This is a genomic window from Streptomyces sp. NPDC102514 (genome assembly GCF_055584525.1).
In genome coordinates, this window is sequence record NZ_JBVJLW010000005.1 from 154254 (window position 1) to 173825 (window position 19572).

The window sequence follows — 19572 nt, forward strand, 5'->3', positions numbered from 1 at the left end:
CCTAGGAGAACGATGTCTGTCCGCACCACCTCGTCCCCGTCCGCCGAGTGCTCGTACGTCGAGGACGTCTCGCCCGGGAGCGGCGCGCTGCCGCCCCGGGCGTGGTACGCGTCCTCCGACGCCGTCTCCCTCCCGCTGAACGGCAGTTGGCGTTTTCGCCTGTCCGCGACGGCCGACGCCGAGGACGACTCCTTCGCCGGGCGGGGGTACGACTCCGGGGACTGGGCGGAGGTGGCGGTACCCGGGCACTGGGTCCTCCAGGGCGACGGGGCCTTCGGTGCGCCGATCTACACCAACCACCTCTATCCCTTCCCGGTGGACCCGCCGAGGGTGCCGACACGGAACCCGACCGGTGACCATCTGCGGTACTTCGACCTGCCGGACGACTGGCCCGACGTCTCGGACGCGAAGGGGTCCGCCGGGGGCGCGGTCCTGCGGTTCGACGGGGTCGAGTCCTGCGCCCGGGTGTGGCTGAACGGCACGGACATCGGGGAGTTCAAGGGGTCCCGGCTGCCGCACGAGTTCACGGTCGGGCATCTGCTGAAGCCCACCGGGAACGTGCTCGCCGTCCGGGTCCACCAGTGGTCGGCGGGCTCGTACCTGGAGGACCAGGACCAGTGGTGGCTGCCCGGCATCTTCCGGGACGTCACCCTGCTGCACCGGCCGGCGGGCAGCGCGCTGGACTTCTTCGTGCACTCCTCGTACGACCATCGCGAGGGCACCGGGACCCTGCGCGTCGACTCCGACGTCGACGGCCGGATCGTCGTGCCGGGCCTGGACATCGATGTCGAGACCGGCCAGGCCATCACCGTGCCGGTACGGCCGTGGACGGCGGAGACTCCGCACCTGTACGACGCCACGCTGGTCACGCCCGGGGAGCGGGTCGCGCTGCGGATCGGCTTCCGTACGGTCGCGCTGGAGGACGGCCTGATCAAGGTCAACGGCCGGGCGATCCTCTTCCGGGGCGTGAACCGGCACGAGTGGCACCCCGAGCACGGCCGCGCCCTGGACCTGGAGACCATGCGCGAGGACGTGCTGCTGATGAAGCGGCACAACCTGAACGCCGTACGCACCTCGCACTACCCGCCCCACCCGGCGTTCCTCGACCTGTGCGACGAGTACGGGCTGTGGGTCGTCGACGAATGCGACCTGGAGACGCACGGGTTCACCGAACAGGCCTGGCGCGACAACCCGGTGGACGACGACCGCTGGACCCCGGCGCTCCTGGACCGGGCGGCCCGGATGGTCGAGCGCGACAAGAACCACCCCTCGGTCGTCCTCTGGTCCCTGGGCAACGAGGCGGGCACCGGACGCGGCCTGACGGCCATGGCCGAGTGGATCCGCGGCCGGGACGGATCGCGGCTCATCCACTACGAGGGCGACTGGAACTGCCGTGACACGGACGTGTATTCACGGATGTACGCGGACCACGCGGAGGTCGACCGGATCGGCAGGGGCCAGGACGGCGGCCCCCTCAAGCGGCGCCAACTCCCCTTCATCCAGTGCGAGTACGCACACGCCATGGGCAATGGACCGGGCGGACTCGCCGACTACCAGAGGCTCTTCGAGACGCACGACCGTATCCAGGGCGGCTTCGTCTGGGAGTGGATCGACCACGGCGTCAAGGACGAGCGGTACGGCTTCGCGTACGGCGGTGACTTCGGCGAGGAGCTGCACGACGGGAACTTCGTCTGCGACGGACTGGTCTTCCCGGACCGCACGCCCTCGCCGGGACTCCTGGAGTACAAGAAGGTCGTCGAGCCGGTCCGTATGGAGGGGGACGGCGTCGACGGGGTGGTCCGGATCGCCAACCGGTACGACTTCGCGGACCTGTCGGCGCTGGCCTTCGAGTGGTCGTACGAGGTCGACGGCGAGACGGTGGGGACGGGCGTCCTGAGCGTGCCCGCGCTCGCGCCGGGCGACTCCGCCGACGTGAAGCTGCCCGAGCCCCCGGTGGACGTGCGCGGGACGGAGACCAGGTGGACGGTCCGGGCGGTGCTCGCCGGGGACACGGCCTGGGGGCCGAAGGGGCATGTGGTGGCGTGGGTCCAACTCTGGCGTGCACCGAGGCAGTTGATCGGTGTCACGGCCCGCAGGCGTCCCGTCCTCGACGGCCGGGGGCGCGTCACGCTCGGACCGGCCGTGTTCTCCGCCCGCACGGGTGAGCCGGTGACCGTCGGGGGGATCGACGTCGGCGACCTGAAGCTGGACGTGTGGCGGGCCCTGACCGACAACGACGAGGGCGCGCCCTGGCAGCCGGACATCCGCCACGGCGTGCTGTGGCGCAAGCTCGGGCTGCACCGGATGCAACACCGCCTGGACGCCGTGGAGTTGTCGGACGACGCCCTGACGGTGCGGACCCGGGTGGCTCCGGCCGCGTCGGACCTGGCTCTGCGCACGGTCTACCGGTGGACCTCCGACGGGACGAGGCTGAAGCTGGCCGTGTCGGTGACGCCGGAGGGCGACTGGCAGGTGCCGCTGCCACGGCTCGGCATCCGCTTCGGGCTGACCGCGGCCGACCGGGTGAGGTGGCACGGCGGCGGCCCAGGTGAGGGCTACCCGGACACCGACTCGGCTTCCATGCTGGGCCGTTGGGAGTCCACGGTGGACGATCTGCAGACGCCGTACGTCCGGCCGCAGGAGAACGGCGCCCGCGCCGGCGTCCGCTGGGCGGAGATCGGCCGGGGGCCGGACTTCCCGGCCCTGCGCGTCGAGGGCGGGGTGCCGTTCTGGTTCACGGCCCGCCGCTGGACGAGCGAGCAGCTGGACGCCGCGCGGCACCTGACGGACCTGACGCCCGGCGACACGGTGTGGGTCAACCTCGACCACGGCCAGCACGGCATCGGCTCCCAGTCCTGCGGTCCGGGCCCGCTGCCGCGGTATCAACTGGCGGTACGGCCGACCGAGTTCTCGTTCGTGTTCTCCGAGATCAACAACTAGAAGTCGTCCACCCAGACCACGATCCCGGTCCAGCCGGAGAGCACCGCGGCCGTGCCCGCGCGGACCGCCGCCGCGCAGCGGGCCGCGGTGAACGACTCGGGGTCGTAGGTCGAGGACATGCCGAGGCCCTCCCCGCGGAACGACGCTCCGGACCAGTCGACGGCGGTCACGTTGTGGGTGGGCTCGGCCAGTTCCGCGCCCACCACCAGGAACTGCTGGGAGAGATGGTTCGGGGTGACCGTCGCCAGCGCGTCGATCAGGTCGTTGCCCGCGCTCACCACGAGGTCGGGGCCCAGGTCGATCGCCCTGTCGACGGCGGGGACCATGTCGGAGGCCTCGGTCACGGTCTCCGTGCGCAGGTCCACCTGCTCACGGTCGGCCCACTCCCGTACGGCGGTCACGAGCCTCTTCGTGGGCCGGTCGTCGCCCGCTGTCAGCAGGACCACCCGGTAGCCCTCGGAGGGCCGGACCGCCGACCACGAACCGGGCCGCGGGGTGACGGTCGCCTCCGGCGCGGGCGAGGCGGCCGGGTCGACGAACCCCGCGCCCAGCGCGCCGACGGCGGAGGGCCGCGGGTGCGGCTGCGACCAGTCGTCGCCGTCGCCGCCGCATCCGGTGGCGAGGGCGGCGACCGCGACCGCGGTCGAGGCCAGTGCGGCGGCGGTCAGGAGCGGGCGGCGCAAGTCGATCGTCCTCCGTGACAGGGCGTGACAGGGGTGGGTACGCCGACATCCTGCGCCCCCTCCGACCAGCATCTCCATCCGCGCGGGCTTGATCGATCAGGTGTTCCCCCACGGTTCGCCGAACGGCCCCCATCGGTTCACCCCCGACCAGGACGGTGCACGGGCAACCACAAGGAGCCCCATGTCACACCCTGTTCGCCGCCCCCTGGCCGTTCTCGCCGTGGCGGTGTTCCTCATCCTGCTCGGCCCCGCCCGGCCCGCCTCCGCGCACGGCTTCACCTCGACCGTGTACGTCCATGTCACCGAAGCCGCAGCCCCAGCCGGAGGCGATGACGGTGACGGCCGGCTGCGGACCGAGCTGAAACTTGAGTACGACCTCCTGGTGGTGTCCGCCGCGGACGCCGGGCACGACGACCCGCTCTTCCGCGCCGGGACCGAGGCGTTCGACGCCGGGGACACCGACGCGCAGGCCGCGGCGCTCAAGGCCCACCACGCGACGGCCGTCGACTACGTCACCCGGCGTTTCACGGTCACCGCGGGCGGCGACGCCTGCCGGCCGGAACAGACCGCCGGCGGCTTCCGCATGGGCCGGGAGGAGGGCGTGCCCTACGCCCTGCTGACCCTCGACTGGACGTGCGCGGAGGCGGGCGACAGCCACGTCACCGTCGACCACGAGATCCGCAGCGGCCTCTTCCCGGACGCCGAGGAGTACGTCAAGGGCACCAAGACCATCGCCACGTACGACGTCGGCGGTCGCAGCGGCAGCGCGGCCCTCGACGCCGCCCGTCCGTCCTTCTCCCTCGGCCAGTCCTGGACCGAGCGGTTCTGGGAATTCTTCCGCCTGGGCGCCGAACACCTGCTGACCGGCGTCGATCACATCCTGTTCCTGCTCGCGCTGATCGCCGGATCGCGGCGCCCGCGCGAGATCGTCCTGGCCGCCACCAGCTTCACGCTGGCCCACTCGGTGACGTTCCTGCTCGCCGCGCTGGGCCTGGTGGACGTGCCCGGGAGCGTCGTGGAACCCGTCATCGCGCTGTCCATCGCGGTCGTCGCGGGCTGGCACCTGTGGCGCATCCGGCAGCGCGGGGTGCACGTCACCGACCTGGCGGTGGCCCCGGACGGTGGCCATGGCGGCCACTTCGCGCTGGACCGCGCCGGATGGACGCGGCTGGGTGTCGTGTTCTGCTTCGGCCTGGTCCACGGGCTGGGCTTCGCGGGCGCTCTCGGTATCGACGCGGCCTGGTCGTGGACCCTGCTGTGGTCACTGCTCGTCTTCAACGTCGGTATCGAAGCCGTGCAGTTGGCGATCATCGCCGTGGTCTTCCCGCTCCTTCTCCTCCTGCGGCGCCGTTCCCGCCGGGCGGGACTGTGGGCGACCGGCACGATCTCCGCGGGTGTCGCCGCCATGGGTCTCGTCTGGTTCGTACAGCGCACGTTCGGGCTGTGACCTGGAAATTCAGCCTGTGACCTGGATGTTCAGCAGACCCCGCACCCGCATTTATGCGGGGTTTACCTGGCACCGAAAGCTTGACGATCTCCACTGCGTGCACACCGCACGCACACAGCAGAACAGAAGAAACGACACGTCATGAGAACAAAGCTCTTCGCACCGGCCGGCAGGCCGATGCGACGCCGCGTGGCAGGCACCGCCGTCGCGGCATCCGTGGGCCTGATCCTGACCCTCGGCGGTGGCGGACTCACGACCCCCGCGGTCGCCGCCGACTCCGCCACCCTCACCGGCATCGTCCTCGGTGTCGGCGCCAACGAGACCCAGCGGACCGTCAGCTGGTACTCCTCGGCCGACACCACGCAGAAGATCCAGGTGGCTCCCACCGCGCAGGTCGGCGCCGGAGTGTTCCCCGCCGACGCCGCCACGTTCGACGCCCTGGGCGGCGCCAACATCGCCACCAGCGGCGGCTACAACCGCCACGCCACCATCACCGGCCTCAAGGAGAACACCGCGTACTCCTACCGCGTCGGCAGTGAGGGCAACTGGTCGACCGCGTACGCGTTCCGCACGCAGGACTTCGAGGGCGAGTACGACTTCCTCTTCCTCGGCGACCCGCAGATCGGCTCCTCCGGCGACACCGCCAAGGACCAGGCGGGCTGGCAGGACACCCTCGACGTGGCCACCAAGGCCAACAAGGACGCCGAACTGCTCGTCTCCGGCGGCGACCAGGTCGAGAGCGCGAACAACGAGTCCCAGTGGAACGCGTTCCTCGCCCCCGACCAGCTGCGCCAGGTGCCGTTCGCGGCCACCATCGGCAACCACGACGTCGGCGGCAAGGCGTACGAGCAGCACTTCTCCACGCCGAACACGGACCGGTCGGGCGCGTACTACTCGAACGGCAACCCCGCCTCCAACACCTCGGGCGGCGACTACTGGTACATCTACAAGGATGTGCTGTTCATCGACCTGAACAGCAACAGCTACGCCACCTCGCAGGGTGGCGGCGGCGACGAGGCGCACACCAAGTACGTCACGGACGTCATCAACCAGCACGGCTCCGAGGCCAAGTGGAAGGTGCTCGTCTACCACCACTCGATCTACTCCCCCGCCTCGCACGCCAAGGACGGCGACAACAAGGCGCGGCGCGTGGACTTCCCGACCACGTTCTCCAAGCTGGGCGTGGACATCGTGCTCCAGGGCCACGACCACAGCTATTCGCGCAGCTACCTCATCAAGAACGGTGAGAAGGCCGACAAGGACGAGCAGCCCGGCGCCTCCGACGTGTACCCCGGCCCCGGCGGCGTCCTGTACGTCACCGCCAACTCGGCCTCGGGTTCGAAGTACTACGACATCACCAAGCCCGACAGCAGCGGCACCAGCGGTGCGGGCAACGGCGCCGACCCGCTGAACCCGGACAGCTACTGGTACAACTCCGTCCAGAACCAGGAGCACGTCCGCAGCTACGTCAAGGTGCAGGTCCGCAACGAGAAGCTCGTCGTGGAGAACATCCGCAGCGGCACCTGCGCGGCCCCCAACTCCGAGGTGGAGCACGGCAGCTGGTGCAACAACACCACCGCCGGCCAGCCCGTCGGCTCGATCGTCGACAAGGTGAGCGTCCACCCGTACAACGGTGACGGCCAGTCCCTCCAGGTCGACGTGCCGAACGCGGCTCCGGGCGAGTTCGGCTGGACGATCGACGGCTACAACGGTCTGGTGGACCTCGGTACCGCCAAGGAGGAGACCGGCGACCACTTCACCGCCTCCGGCAAGATCAACCCGATCCTCGTGACGGACTCCCGCCGCTCGCTCTCCCCGTGGTCGGTGTCGGCCGGCGTGAGCGACTTCAAGGACGCCGACAAGACCTTCCCTGGCTCCTACCTGGGCTGGTCGCCGTACATCCTCGACCAGGGCGCGGGCGCGAAGGCCGGTGCCTCCGTGGCCTCGGGCTGGGACGACCAGGGCAAGGGCCTGTCCGTCTCGCGCGGCCTCGGCTCGGCCGACCAGGGTCACGCCCGCGGCAAGGCCAAGCTGGGCGCGGACCTGGACCTCAAGATCCCGGACAGCGTCCAGAAGGGCGGCTACCGCGCCACCCTGACGATCACCGCGCTGAGCAGCTGATCGCACCCGTTCGACCCGCTTGACCAGCTCCACCCGCGGGGCAGGCGGCCACCGCACCGCCTGGCCGCCTGCCCCGCCCCTTCCAGCAGCACCCAAGCCCGGAGAGCCCCGCCATGCACCCGTCCCCAGCACCCCGCCGCACACTGTCCGCCGCCCCGCGCCAGGTCATCCTGCGTCACGCGGTCCTCGTACTGCTGGCGGCTCTCGCGTTCGCCGGTACGTCGACGGGGTCCGCCCGAGCGGCCGACGGCGACGTGACCTGGACGGTCCGCACGGCCGCGAACGGGTACGGGGACGACCGGTCCAGCTTCAGCTACGGCGTCAACCCCGGCAGCCAGGTCAAGGACGCCATGGTCGTCGCCAACCACAGCAAGAACGCGCTCACGCTGGCGCTGTACGCGGCCGACGGCTACACGACCGAGAAGGGCCAACTCGACCTCCTCACACGGGAGAAGAAGTCCCTCGGCATCGGCGCCTGGGTCCGCGCCACCGACGCCACGGTCCGCATCGCCCCCGGCAGGACGGCCGAGATCCCCTTCACCGTCGCCGTCCCGCGCAACGCCACCCCCGGTGACTACGTGGGCGGCATCCTCACCTCGCTCAAGCAGCCCGACGACACCGAGGGCATCGCGGTCGACCGCCGCCTCGGCATCCGGATCAAGCTGCGGGTCAGCGGCGCCCTGAAGCCGACGCTCGCCGTGGAGAACCTGCACGTCGACTACCACGGCACGGCGAACCCCTTCGGCCAGGGCGACACGACGGTCACGTACACACTCCACAACACCGGCAACGCCCTGCTCTCCGCCGCCCAGAAGGTCACGCTGACGGGCCCGTTCGGCACCTTGGAGACCCGGGCCGGGAAGGTCGCCGCGCCGCCGGAACTGCTCCCCGGCGAACGCTGGAAGGTCACGGTCCCGGTCTCAGACGTGACCGCCGCTATCCGCCTCACCGCGAAGGCGACCGTCACCCCCGTCATCACGGACGCCGCCGGCTCCACCGCTTCCCTCAAGCCCGTGGAGGCCACCACCACGGGCTGGGCCGTCCCCTGGACCCTGGTCCTGCTGATCGCCGTCCTGCTCGCCGGAGCCACGGCCGCGTACGTCCTACGCCGCCGCAGCCGGGCCCACCGCAAGCAGCGCGAGGACGCCCGGGTCCAGGAAGCCGTCGAACAGGCCCTGCGCGACCGGGCCGAACAGCGGGCTTGAGTACCGCTCGCCTCATGGTCGGGCTGGACATGACGTTGTGAAGGGTGCCGGTCCAGTGGGTCGATTTCGGCCGAGGCCGGGGTGGACACCACAGGTGACGCGGCTACCGGGGTCAAGCGTTTCAATCAAGCCTGAAAAGCTTGGCGCAGCCTGTCGAGGTCGACGACGATCGGTGGAGCGGGAGGAGGTGTCCGCAGCCGGACCGACTGACCCGGCGGCTGACCCTGACATCTGTCAGGTACTCGATGCACCAGGTCCCTCGTACGTTTCGCAGTGAACACAGTCACTCACGAGGGGATCACCATTCATGCGCAGGATCGCCAGGGCCGCGGCAGCCGTCTCACTCGCGCTCGGTGTGCTGACCACGGTCGGCTCGACCGCCGCCAACGCCTCCGCAGCGGGTAGTTACCACGGCTGCCAGGACGGATACGTCTGCATCTATCCGCAGGACGCGGGCTGGAACAACGATCAGCCGTCGCACGTCTACTACAACTACGGGACCTACAACCTCAGCGGCATGTACGGCGTCCACCGCATCCTGAACAACCAGACCGGTGGCGCGACCATGAGCACCTGTACCGGCTACAACGGCACGGGCTGCGAGGGGAACCTTCCGGGTGGCGGATGGTCGATCGACAAGGACATGACGCCGATCAACTCGATCACGCTCCAGCCGTAGGACCCGTGTCGCGTCACGCCTAGACCACTCGGGCCGGGCCTCCACGGGGGAAGCCCGGCCCGAGTTCTTACGCCGTCGTGTACGCCGGCCTCAGTCGCCGAGAGCCCGCGCGGCCCGCATCCGGTTCGACCGGGGCGGGCCCGCGGGCAGTGGCAGTTCTGCTTCGGGCGCGGGCAGGCCGTAGAGGGCGTACAGACGGCGGCGGATCGGTTCCGTCGGGTACTGGCCGCCGTAGACGGCGGTCTTGAAGATGACGCCCTCCAGGACGCTGCGCAGCAGGACCTCCTCCACCGCCGGATCCTCGGCCCCGCGTGCGGTGAACAGTTCCCGCAGCCCGTCCTCCAGCGCCACCACCCGCTCCTCCTTGCGCGCCTCGGCCGCCGCGAACAGGGGGTGGGTCGCCGGATTGATCACCAGGCTCAGGGTGATCCGCTGCACCGGGACCGTCGCGGCGGCCAGGACCATGACCCCGTCGATGATGGCGGCCAGCCGTTCGTCGGGGGTGCCGGTCACGTCCGCGAGCGCGGAGACCCCGTCGAGGTAGCGGTCGAGCAGTTCGTCGACCAGGTTCTGCTTGCCGGGGAAGTAGTACGTGAGCAGCCCGCGCGAGACACCTGCCCGTGCGGTGATGTCCGAGATGGTGGCGTCGTGGTAGCCCTTCTCGGCGAAGACCTCCAGGGCCGCCACGAGAATCCTCTCCCGCGACTGCGCCCTCAACTCCTCGTTGGCCTCCGCCGACCGTGGCGACACGTGCCACCCCACTCCCGCTCGTCCCTGGTCCCGCGCCGGGCTGGTCGGGCCCGGCAGGACCATTGTCACCGCTGCGCCCCGAAGCCCCTTCGGCAGCCGGGGGGTCGACGGTAACTGCCCACCCAAGCAAGGCAGTTGAGGACTGTCAGGATTGGAATTTTTTTGTTGGCTAGCTGTACAGTCAACGCCGATTCCCGTAGTCCGGTACCGAACGAGGAGTGCGCACTGTGGTGAGCAAGGAACAACTCAAGGCGGAGATCCACGCGGCCTTCGACGCTGCCGTACCCGACGGCGAGGCGTACACCAAGGTCTACGCCTCGGACATGAAGGAGCGGAACTTCATCGTCTACCGCAGCACCACGGTCTACAACTACGCCGTGGGCTTCAGACCGGGCAGCACCGAACTCGTCATAGTCCCGGTCGACGAGAACAACGGCCGCGTCACGGCGGGCACGCCGGTCACCATCTCCGACGCGAACCGGGGTGCCACGAAGAAGCGCGACCTCCAGGGCCGCTTCCGCATCGAGACGACGGACGGGCAGAAGTTCCGGCTGTCCGTCATCCCGTCGGTCCCGAAGATCACCGCGGGCTTCTACCAGCTGCCGGTGGACCAGAAGGCCGAGTACGAGGCCTTCCAGGAGGTCAGGAGTCTTATCTGTGCCTAGGCCGGTCGCAGGTCGGCGCGCCGCGGCTCAGCGGTCTCGGGCCAGCGGTCCCGGCGCAGTTCCCGGGCCGTTCGGCCGTAGTGGGTCTTGAGGCCGCGGGCCAGGTGGCGGGGGTCGTGGATGCCCCAGCGGGCGGCCACCGCGGCCGTCGTGCGGCTGTCGTGGGCCGGGTCGAGGAGGTCGCGGCGTACGCGGCCTAGGCGTTCGGCGCGCAGCCAGGTCGCGAACGGAGTTCCGGAGCGCCCGAAAAGGCGGTGGAGCTGGCGGCCGGAGATCCCGTGAGCCGCCGCGACCGATTCCACACAAAGGGACGGGTCGGAGATGTTCGCCAGGGCGTAGACCCGGATGCGGTCGACGAGTTCGGTGGCCGTGTCCGCCCGGCCGGGCTCCGCCCCGGTGAAGGCCGCGATCAGGAGGGACACCAGGGCGTCGCCCACATGGGCCTGTGCGGGGCCGGTCAGCTCGTCGAGGTGGGTACCGAGTCCGCGCAGGAACCCGGAGAACACCGCCTGCGCACCGCTGCCGGCGGGCAGCCGCCGGCCCGCCCGGCCGGCCACCGCCGTTGCGTGCGGCCCCAGTTCGGCACGCGAGATGCCGACGGCCAGCACGTCACACCCCTCGGGGGCGGCCAGCCGGTAGGGGCGCGTCATGTCGAGAACGACGAAGTCACCCAGGTGGGCATGGGACAAGATGTCGCCCTGATCCACCGCGGCGGGCTCCGCCGACCCGTGCAGGGTGATCTTCAGCAGTTCGGGGTCCGTGGACGAGATCGCCCGGGTCGACCGCCGGACCACATGCGCGGAGCCCCGAATCCGCGCCACCGCCGCGCGCCCGACCGCCGCCGCGTCGATGTCCGCCCGGAACGCCCTCCCGTGCCCCTCGGCGTCCGGTCCCGCAACGGCTGTCACGGCCAGCGGAGCGAGAACCGTCGACGCGGCGGTCTCCAACTCGCCGACACTGGCCTGGTGTACGTGTAAAACGCCACCGTTCATGGGGCAGCTCCCTGTTGGCCGGGCATGTAACGGTATATCGACCGGTGTACGCGGAAGTCACTTGGTACACGGGGCGCGAAGAGGCGACGACCTCGGCGGGAACTGGAGACTCCGCACGCCCTCTCCCCCCTACCTTCGTCTTGGGGGAGCGACGTCGGCTGGAGCCCTCACCACAGTTCCAGCCGACTGCTCGCCACCGGACCCGGCCCGGACCGGGACCGGGACCGGGACCGGGACCGGGACCGGGACCGGGACCGGGACCGGACATGCGTTGTCAGTGGGCACAACTACGCTGCCGCCGTGACGGATCTTGAGAACGTGGCACAGGTACGCGTCGGCGACGGGCGCAGTGTGGAGCGCCTCGTATGCCATCCACGGCTGCCCCTGATCGCCGGCCTGGAAGCGGAACGCCCGGCGGTCCGCGTCTGGGGTCGCGAGGCGAGGGAACTGCGCGAACTCGGCTCCGTCGGCGCGGAGTCGGAGGCCTACGACGATGCCTTCGGCTGGAACCGGCACAAGCGGACACCCGCCGTGGCATGGCATCCGGTCCAGCCGCTGCTCATGGTGGCGAACGAGGACGGCACGGTGCGGTGGACTCCCGCCGGGGCCGCAGGGCTCACCGGCGTCGCCGGGATCGCCGATCCGGGAGGTGTTCCGCCGACTGCCTCCTATGACAGGTTGGCGTTCAGCCCGGACGGGCGGACGTTGTGGGCGACGCCGTCGTCGGGCGGGGGCGAGGACGCGTGGGAGCGTTCCGACGCTCTCGACCTCGCCTCGGGCGCCGTCCGCACCGGCCCTCGGTGGGACACCGGGGTCGCCGAGCATCCCGGCGGCGGGCTGGTGATGACACTCTCCAGCGACCAGGGCGCGACACACGGCCTCTTCGCCCGGGTCGACCAGGAGACCACGCCCGCCGCGATGCGCGTGCTGCGCCGGGCGCTGATCCTCGACGCCGACGGCTACGAGACGCCGCTCTTCAGCGCGGACGGACGCCATGTCGCGGTGCGGGGCAACGCGTACGACAACTCGCTGGCGGTCTTCGAGTTCCCGTCGCTGCGCCGCGTGCTGGCGACGACTCTCGGCGAACCCAGCCCCGGCTACCCGTACCCGCCGGAGTGGGTCGCCCAGCAGCGCGCCTGGTCGCGGCACAACATCGTGTTCGGAGCCCGGCCCGGCGTGCTCTGGGTCGGCACGCCCACGGGGGCGCTCGTCGAGATCGACCTCGACGCGCAGCACGCCGTCGAGCACGCCGCGTTGACCGGCTCGCGGGTCTCCGCACTGGGCGCGACCGCCACGGGCGAACTGGTCGTCGCCGGTGGCGGAGGCGAACTCGTGCTCCTGGCCGTTCGTTCCAGTGGTTCCGGCTCCGCGGAGTCCCTTGCCACGTACGGCGGTACGGCGATCTCCGCGGTCACCGCGTTCCTGGACGCCACTTCCGAGGTTCCCGACGACGGCGACCCGGAGCCGCATCTCGTCGTCACCGACGGAGCCCGCGACTGGGAAGCGGACGATCTGGAGACCGTGGTCACCGCGGCCGGGACAGATCCGATGTGGCTGCGCCTCCGGGCGGCCATCAACTCCGTGGACCCGGCACCCTGATCTCCGCCCACACGCTTTTGTACGTCCCTCCCGTGCAGAGCGCTGTCCCCCACCGCTCGGACAGCGCGTCGACCAGGAGCAGGCCGCGTCCGCCCTCGTCGTCCTCGTCGGGGCCTGGTGACTCCCGCAGTACGGGGAGTCGTTCGGTCAGGCCGTCGGCCACTTCCACGCGTACGACGTCCTCGCCGGCCCGCATCAGCAGCCGTACGCGGAAGTCGCGGCCCTTGACCCGGCCGTGCGTCACCGCGTTGGCCGCCAGCTCGGCGACGACCAGGGTGACGGATTCGCTCGCCTCGCTGTCGTACGCGTAACCCCACACGTCCATCCGGTTCGCGACCAGTCGGCGCGCGAGCCGGGCCCCTCGCGGGGTGCAGCTGAAGAGTTGGGTGAACGTACGTACGGTGACGGGGACTTGGACCCCGATTCGTCCTTGCATGGGTCAAAGGTCCCGGGCTGCCGGGCGCTCCACCAGCACCAACACTCGTACGGTGCACCCTGTACGAGTTCACTCTGTGGACAGTCGGAGTGACTTTCCGTGACCATGGCGTCATGACCAACAGCACGGCGAACGAGCCCGAACCGTCGGACAGTCTGAAGACGTTCGGTCTGGTCCACAAGGCTTTCCGCAAGCGGGCGGGGCTCACGCAGGAGGAGTTCGCACCGCTGGTGCGGTACCAGCCGGGGACGGTGGCGTCGATCGAGCAGGGGCGACGGCTGCCGCCGAGGGTGTATGTCGAGCGGGCGGAGGAGGTGTTGGATGCGTTCGGAGTGCTCCGGGCGGCAGCGAAGTATGCGACCAGGCAGCCGGGCCTGGCTTCTTGGTTCCGCAGATGGGCGGACCTGGAGGAGCAGGCGATCAGCCTCTATACGTTTGAGAATCGGCTGGTGCCGGGACTTCTGCAGACTGAGGCTTACGCGCGCACGCTGTTCAACGCGCGGGTGCCTGTCCTCACCGACGCCCAGATCGAGGCCCAGTTGACCGCCCGAGCAGAGCGCCAGCGCCTCCTCACCGAGCGACCCAACACCGGGTACAACTTCATCATCGACGAGCAGGTCATCAAGCGCGGGACCGGCGGCCGGGAGGTCACGTTAGAACTGGTCAACCATCTACTGGCAGTCAGCGAACTGCGCAACGTCGAACTGCAACTGCTGCCTGTGACCACCAGCGTTCACGCCGGTCTCGACGGCCCCATCCGACTGTCCGAAACACCCGAGAACGAATGGTTCGGATACTGCGAGGGACAGCGAACCGGCCAGTTCATCGCCGACCCTGAATCGATCAGTGTCCTCCACATGCGCTATGCGAAACTGCGTTCACAGGCTCTCACTCCGGACGATTCCCGAAGCCTGCTGCAGAGGACGCTAGGAGCGCTATGAGCATCACTGAACTGACCTGGTTCAAGAGCAGCTACAGCGGAAGCGATGGTGACGACTGCGTCGAAGTCGCCGTCTGCCCCGCCGCCACCATCCACGTCCGTGACTCCAAGAACGCCCGCGGGCCGCAGCTCGCCCTCTCCCCCGACGCCTGGGGCAGTTTCATCCAGCGGGTCAGTGGTCCGCGCAGCACGGCGTAGGGTCCGGGACCTCGAACGGGACCAGCACCCCGCCCACCGCCGGCTGCAGGGTCAGGACCAGCTCGCCGTCCTGCCACTGCGGGCGTACGTGATCCCGGGTCACCACGGCCTGCCCCGGCGGGGGTGCGTCGGGCGAGCCCAGCACCGCCACCCGGCTGATCGCGGAGCGTGCCAGCAGCTCCGCGATCGTCAGCGTGCCGGTCAGCTCGGCCGAGCCCGGGTAGACGACGGCCCGGCCCACCTCGTCGGGTGCGCCGGCCGTCACCTCGTACCCCTTGGCCGACAGGAGTCGCGCGGTGTCCTCCGAGGCCGACGTGATCGACAGGACCACCCTCGGCCGCTCCCCGCGTATCAGGTGCGTGCAGCCGAACGCGCCGTCGGGGAGGACGAGTTCGGCTGCCAGCTCCAGCAGCAGGTGGTCGGCCGCGCGCAGTTCGCGTACGTCGGCGTCGATCGTGCTGATGTGAGACGGACGGTTCACGCGGGGAGGACCCACACCGGGTTGGAGTAGAACCACAGGTCCTTCCACGGGTCCGCGTCACCGACGACGTCGATGGCGGGACCGGCGGGGTCGACGGCCGCACCGCGCGCGCCGACGGCGGACCGGTTGCCGTCGGAGCCGCGCAGGCGCAGGTACAGCGGGCGGTCGACGCGGCCGAGGGTGTACGTGATCCGGACCGTGCCGGTCGTCTTGTTCACCTCGTACGACTTGACGACCTTCGTGGTCGGCGCGACGAGCGTGTCCTTGTCGGCGGCGGGGCCGGTGACATCGCCCTGGATGACGTCGACGCGGGCCAACTTGGGGATGAAACCGGCCCAGTTGGCGTCCTGGGCGAGCGCGATGTCGACCGTCAGCGTGACGTTCGTGCCCTTCTTGACGTGCAGCGCGCCGCCGAGCGTGGCCCAGCGGCCGCCGCCGGAGACCCGGACGTCGAGGCCGCTGATGAGCTGGCCGTGGTCGACCCAGACACGTCCGGCGCGGATGCCGTCCATCACGGCGGCGTACGAGAAGTCCTCGGCGCCGACGTGGGTCCTGCTGTACTGGCCGGGCCAGTAGTCGCCCTGGGTGACGTCGATCTGGCCGTTGTAGACGGGGTCGCCGTAGCGGCCGTCGGTGTTGAAGTCGCCGCCGCCGCGCGCCGCGGTGTCCGCGTACACCTGGTGGGAGTCGGAGTTGGCGCTGATCCACCAGGCCTTGCCCTCGGCGAGCAGGCTGTCCCAGAGGCCGCCGACCGTGGCGGTCATCCAGTCGAAGCCGCCCCAGGTGCGGTAGCTCTCCGCCGGGTAGCCGGGGAAGGAGTTGGCGCTCGGGTTGTTGTCGTAGATGCCGCGCGCGCGGCCCATGCCGAGGGGGGCGGGGAGACCGGCGGCCTGGTGGCCGGGGGCGCCCTCGAAGCCGACGGCTATCTGGTGGCTCGGCGAGGTCGCGTCGCGCCAGGCGCGGATCTCGTGCGGGGAGTCGACACCGCGACGCGCCGGGTGGTTGGCGAGCATCAGCGCGTCCTTCACTTTGCGGCGCTGGACCTGCTCACCGAGGAACGCGAGACCCGCGACGGCCAGCGCCTCGTTGGCGGGCGTCGAGTCGGAGGCGTTCTTCACACTGCCGTCGTAGTCCGTCTCGAACTGCTTGAGGACGGAGACCTCGTTCTTGCCGGGGTGCACGAAGACCGTCCCGTGCTCGGCGCCGGGGATGTTCCATTCGAGGCCCTGGAAGACGAGGGTGTCCTCGTACGCGTCACGGGCGGCCTTGATGTCCGGGTTCACCTTGTCGACGCCGATCTTGGCGTGCGCCACGCTGCCGTGGTCGGTGATGACCAGCCAGTCCATGCCGTGCCTGGCACCCTGCCGGACCTGGTCGACGACGCGGTACTTGCCGTCGCTGCTGTACTGGGTGTGGATGTGGTGGTCACCGGCCAGCCAGAGGAAGCCCTTGCCCTTGCGGCCACCGGAAGACGAAGTGCGGGCGCCGGTCGCCGTCTGTGCGGCGGCCGTCCCGCTCGCCGCCGCGCCGAACGCTCCCACCGTGGCCAGCCCCGCACCGAGCAGGCCCGCGCGGCGGAGCATGGAACGGCGCGACTGCTGCTCGGGGGTCAGGGCCTCGTCGGGTACGGAGGTGTCGAAGGCGGCGGGGAGCGGGGCACTGCCGTGGTCGTGGCCGTGCCCATGGTCGTGGTCGTGACCGTGGTGGTGATGCCCGTGCCCGTGACTGTGTCCGTGCCCCATGTCGGCCTCCTGTGTCCGGCGCCGCCGGTGCGGTCGCGCGCTATGGAGACTCGATGCGAAACATGAACACCGGACGACGTGGGGGTGAGCTGCGGGCGACTCCGGCACGGCAGCTCGCCTCTGCCGTCACTGTTCCCCCAACTGCCCCTGTAGACCAGACTAGTTGACTTCTCCGCTCTCCCGTTTTCTCTGTTGCCTGGAGGCATCCCCCACCATGAGAAGACTCATCGGCACCCTGCTGGCCGGCGCGCTGGCCGTCGCCGGACTCACCACGGCCGCCTCGGCCACAACCGCTCCCGCGGCTGCCCTTGCGGCTGCCGCCGCCCCCTCCTCCGGCACCTTCACCGTCCTCACGTACAACGTCGCGGGTCTCCCCGACGGGCTCAGCTCCGGCAACCCGGCGACGAACACCCCACTGCTCGCTCCCCGGCTGGGCGCGTACGACATCGTGAACGTCCAGGAGGACTTCAACTACCACGCGGCGCTGTACGCGGGCGACAACCACCCGTACCGGACGGCGACCAGTGGCGGTGTGCCCTTCGGAGACGGCCTCAACACCCTCTCGGACTCCACCTTCGAGGACTTCGAACGGGTCGGGTGGAACAACTGCACCGGCACCAACTGCCTCACCCCGAAGGGCTTTTCCCTCGCCCGGGTGCGACTCGCGGAGGGCGTCTTCGTCGACCTCTACAACGTGCACACCAACGCCGACGACACCGACGACGCGCTCGCCGCGCGGCGCGCCAACATCGAGCAGCTCTCGGACTTCGTCCAGGCCAACTCCGCCGGTAACGCGGTCATCGTCATGGGTGACACCAACACCCGTTACACGCGCTCGGGCGACAACATCCGTACCCTCGCGAGCGAGAACGGGCTGACCGACGCGTGGGTCCAGCTGGTGCGCGGCGGGAGCGCGCCCGCGCAGGGCAGCGACGCGCTCGTCTGCCCCACCACCGCGCCGACCAACTCCTGCGAGGTGGTCGACAAGATCCTCTACCGGGGCAGCAACCTGGTGAACCTGGCCGCGAACCGCTATAACAACGAGTGGGCCAAGTTCCTCGACTCGGCCGGGGGCAATCTCTCCGACCACTTCCCGCACACCGTCGACTTCTCGTGGACCCTTCCTTCGAAGCTTCGGGCCAGCGACTTCTTCGGCGGGCCGCACGGCACCGCCTTCAACGACGCGGACAACCTGCCGGGCGCGGCCTCGCCCCGCACCCTGACCCTTCGCGGCGGCTCCCGCCTGGACGCGGTGTCGCTCACCCTCGACGGCGGTACGTCCCTGACCCATGGCGGTACGGGCGGTACCGCCGCCTCCCTCACTCTCGCCGGCGGTGAACACCTCACGTCGGTGAAGCTCACGCAGGGGCAGAAGGACGGGCGGACGCGGATCTTCTCGGCGTCCTTCACGACGGACAAGTCGCGTACGGTGTCGGCGGGATCAGCCACGTCGGACGCCGTCACGTACACGGCCCCGACCGGCTGGCAGATCGTCGGCTTCACGGGCCGAGCAGGCACAGAAATAGACAAACTGGGAGTCCTGTACGCCCCCATCGGCTGACGCCGGGTCGGTGTCCCGTCTGCGGCTGCGGTGGGGGCGGGCCCAAAGGATTGCGCAGTTCCCCGCGCCCCTGGGGTAGGTGGGCGCGAGCCTCAAAGATCGCGCAGTTCCCCGCGCCCCTAAAGCCAAAGGACTGCGCCGTTCCCCGCGCCCCTAAAGACAAAAGACTGCGCCGTTCCCCGCGCCCCTGGAAAGCGGGGCTGCGCCCCGGCTTTTCATCGCGACGGGGGCGGCCCCCTCAGGGGCGCGGGGAACGGCGCAAACGGGGGCGAGAGGGCGGAGCCCCCAGCCCTTCAGGGGCGCGGGGAACTGCGCAACGGGGGTTCGGGGGCGGAGCCCCCATGTGGTGACGGGATGGGTAGGGGCGGCGGGGGCGGAGGCGGGGGTGGGGCCGGGGAGAGTCGCGTGCTCGCTATTGTTGGGGGTCGTCCCACACCCCAGGAAGGGGCCCCAAGAATGGCCCGTGCCGGACTCACCACCGACCGGGTCGTCACCGCCGCAGCCGACCTCGCAGACGAGGCAGGCTACGACCACGTCACCCTCTCCGCCCTGGCGAGAAGGTTCGGCGTCAAGGACGCAAGCCTGTACTCCCACGTCAAGAACCTGCACGACCTGCGCACCCGCATGGCCCTCCTCGCAGGCGCCGAGATGATCGACCACATCGCCGACGCGGTGGCCGGCCGCGCCGGCAAGGACGCCCTGGCCGCGTTCGCCGGCGCCTACCGGCAGTACGCCCTGGAGCACCCCGGCCGATACGCGGCCACGCAGATCCGTATCGACCAGAGCCTCGCGGCCACCTCCCCCGCCTTCGTCCGCACCGCGGAGGTCACGCACGGAATGCTGCGTGCGTACGGCCTCGAAGAGCCCGACCTCACCGACGCGGTACGCCTGTTGCGCAGCACGTTCCACGGCTACTGCGCCCTGGAGGCGACCGGAGCCTTCGGCGCCTCCAGGGACGTACGGACGTCATGGGACCGGGCGGTGGAGGCCCTCCACGTCACGCTGGAGCACTGGCCCCGCGAACAGGCGGCCTCACCCCCGGTGCCCGGCGGAGCGACCCCACGCGTCCCGCCCACCACTTAGACTGGAAGCTTCGCAGGTGCCACGTGCCGCCTCGGGGGGAGGAAGCGGAC

Annotated in this window: 17 protein-coding genes; 11 read left to right on the forward strand and 6 right to left on the reverse strand. The window is 70.4% G+C overall.

Going from position 1 to position 19572, the window contains the following annotated elements; all coding sequences use genetic code 11:
• The first annotated feature begins 12 nt into the window (after positions 1–12).
• Positions 13–2940 (forward strand): glycoside hydrolase family 2 TIM barrel-domain containing protein, encoded by a 2928-nt coding sequence (locus ACZ60E_RS15145; protein WP_469440703.1) that lies wholly within the window; start codon positions 13–15, stop codon positions 2938–2940.
• Here ACZ60E_RS15145 and ACZ60E_RS15150 read toward each other — a convergent pair.
• Positions 2937–3623 (reverse strand): type 1 periplasmic-binding domain-containing protein, encoded by a 687-nt coding sequence (locus ACZ60E_RS15150; RefSeq protein WP_469440704.1) that lies wholly within the window; start codon positions 3621–3623, stop codon positions 2937–2939. The genes ACZ60E_RS15145 and ACZ60E_RS15150 overlap by 4 nt on opposite strands.
• A gap of 181 nt (positions 3624–3804) precedes the next feature.
• Between ACZ60E_RS15150 and ACZ60E_RS15155 the strand changes: the two genes are divergently transcribed.
• The 4 genes from ACZ60E_RS15155 to ACZ60E_RS15170 all read left to right on the forward strand — a co-directional run bounded on the left by ACZ60E_RS15155 (position 3805) and on the right by ACZ60E_RS15170 (position 9075).
• On the forward strand, positions 3805–5070 hold the full coding sequence (locus ACZ60E_RS15155; RefSeq protein ID WP_469440705.1) for a HupE/UreJ family protein: 1266 nt from the start codon (positions 3805–3807) through the stop codon (positions 5068–5070).
• Positions 5071–5211: 141 nt separating this feature from the next.
• The gene (locus ACZ60E_RS15160) at positions 5212–7191 is read left to right on the forward strand and encodes a purple acid phosphatase family protein (RefSeq protein ID WP_469440707.1); all 1980 of its coding nucleotides are present in this window, start codon (positions 5212–5214) and stop codon (positions 7189–7191) included.
• A gap of 113 nt (positions 7192–7304) precedes the next feature.
• The gene (locus ACZ60E_RS15165; RefSeq protein WP_469440709.1) at positions 7305–8396 is read left to right on the forward strand and encodes a WxL protein peptidoglycan domain-containing protein; all 1092 of its coding nucleotides are present in this window, start codon (positions 7305–7307) and stop codon (positions 8394–8396) included.
• 307 nt (positions 8397–8703) lie between these two features.
• Positions 8704–9075: a hypothetical protein gene (locus ACZ60E_RS15170; RefSeq protein ID WP_469440711.1), complete on the forward strand. Its 372-nt coding sequence runs from the start codon at positions 8704–8706 to the stop codon at positions 9073–9075.
• Positions 9076–9165: 90 nt separating this feature from the next.
• Here ACZ60E_RS15170 and ACZ60E_RS15175 read toward each other — a convergent pair whose 3' ends face one another.
• Positions 9166–9825 (reverse strand): TetR/AcrR family transcriptional regulator, encoded by a 660-nt coding sequence (locus tag ACZ60E_RS15175; protein ID WP_469440713.1) that lies wholly within the window; start codon positions 9823–9825, stop codon positions 9166–9168.
• Positions 9826–10055: 230 nt separating this feature from the next.
• Between ACZ60E_RS15175 and ACZ60E_RS15180 the strand changes: the two genes are divergently transcribed.
• Positions 10056–10490, forward strand: coding sequence for a hypothetical protein (locus tag ACZ60E_RS15180; RefSeq protein ID WP_469440714.1), 435 nt, complete (start codon positions 10056–10058; stop codon positions 10488–10490).
• On the opposite strand, the gene ACZ60E_RS15185 is transcribed toward ACZ60E_RS15180, so the two are convergent.
• Positions 10487–11482: an AraC-like ligand-binding domain-containing protein gene (locus tag ACZ60E_RS15185; RefSeq protein WP_469440716.1), complete on the reverse strand. Its 996-nt coding sequence runs from the start codon at positions 11480–11482 to the stop codon at positions 10487–10489. The two genes, ACZ60E_RS15180 and ACZ60E_RS15185, sit on opposite strands and share 4 nt — an antisense overlap.
• A gap of 300 nt (positions 11483–11782) precedes the next feature.
• Between ACZ60E_RS15185 and ACZ60E_RS15190 the strand changes: the two genes are divergently transcribed.
• Entirely contained in the window at positions 11783–13081 is a 1299-nt protein-coding gene (locus ACZ60E_RS15190; RefSeq protein ID WP_469440718.1) for a TolB-like translocation protein, read from the forward strand.
• On the opposite strand, the gene ACZ60E_RS15195 is transcribed toward ACZ60E_RS15190, so the two are convergent.
• Positions 13056–13517, reverse strand: coding sequence for an ATP-binding protein (locus tag ACZ60E_RS15195; RefSeq protein ID WP_469440720.1), 462 nt, complete (start codon positions 13515–13517; stop codon positions 13056–13058). The two genes, ACZ60E_RS15190 and ACZ60E_RS15195, sit on opposite strands and share 26 nt — an antisense overlap.
• A 113-nt stretch (positions 13518–13630) precedes the next feature.
• Here ACZ60E_RS15195 and ACZ60E_RS15200 point away from each other — a divergent pair, with 113 nt between their 5' ends.
• The gene (locus tag ACZ60E_RS15200) at positions 13631–14458 is read left to right on the forward strand and encodes a helix-turn-helix domain-containing protein (RefSeq protein ID WP_469440722.1); all 828 of its coding nucleotides are present in this window, start codon (positions 13631–13633) and stop codon (positions 14456–14458) included.
• Positions 14455–14655, forward strand: coding sequence for a DUF397 domain-containing protein (locus tag ACZ60E_RS15205; protein ID WP_469440725.1), 201 nt, complete (start codon positions 14455–14457; stop codon positions 14653–14655). Before ACZ60E_RS15200 ends, ACZ60E_RS15205 begins: the two co-directional genes overlap by 4 nt.
• Here ACZ60E_RS15205 and ACZ60E_RS15210 read toward each other — a convergent pair.
• Complete coding sequence (locus ACZ60E_RS15210; protein WP_469440727.1) at positions 14630–15136, reverse strand: hypothetical protein; 507 nt, start codon at positions 15134–15136, stop codon at positions 14630–14632. The two genes, ACZ60E_RS15205 and ACZ60E_RS15210, sit on opposite strands and share 26 nt — an antisense overlap.
• Positions 15133–16878 (reverse strand): PHP domain-containing protein, encoded by a 1746-nt coding sequence (locus ACZ60E_RS15215; RefSeq protein WP_469440729.1) that lies wholly within the window; start codon positions 16876–16878, stop codon positions 15133–15135. The genes ACZ60E_RS15210 and ACZ60E_RS15215 overlap by 4 nt, the downstream gene beginning before the upstream one ends.
• 214 nt (positions 16879–17092) lie before the next feature.
• On the opposite strand from ACZ60E_RS15215, the gene ACZ60E_RS15220 reads away from it, so the two are divergent.
• Together ACZ60E_RS15220 and ACZ60E_RS15225 are read left to right on the forward strand one after the other, a co-directional pair.
• Positions 17093–18439, forward strand: coding sequence for a jacalin-like lectin (locus ACZ60E_RS15220; protein WP_469440732.1), 1347 nt, complete (start codon positions 17093–17095; stop codon positions 18437–18439).
• A gap of 456 nt (positions 18440–18895) precedes the next feature.
• A complete protein-coding gene (locus tag ACZ60E_RS15225; protein ID WP_469440733.1) occupies positions 18896–19522 on the forward strand; it encodes a TetR/AcrR family transcriptional regulator in 627 nt (208 codons plus the stop codon).
• Positions 19523–19572 lie beyond the last annotated feature (50 nt).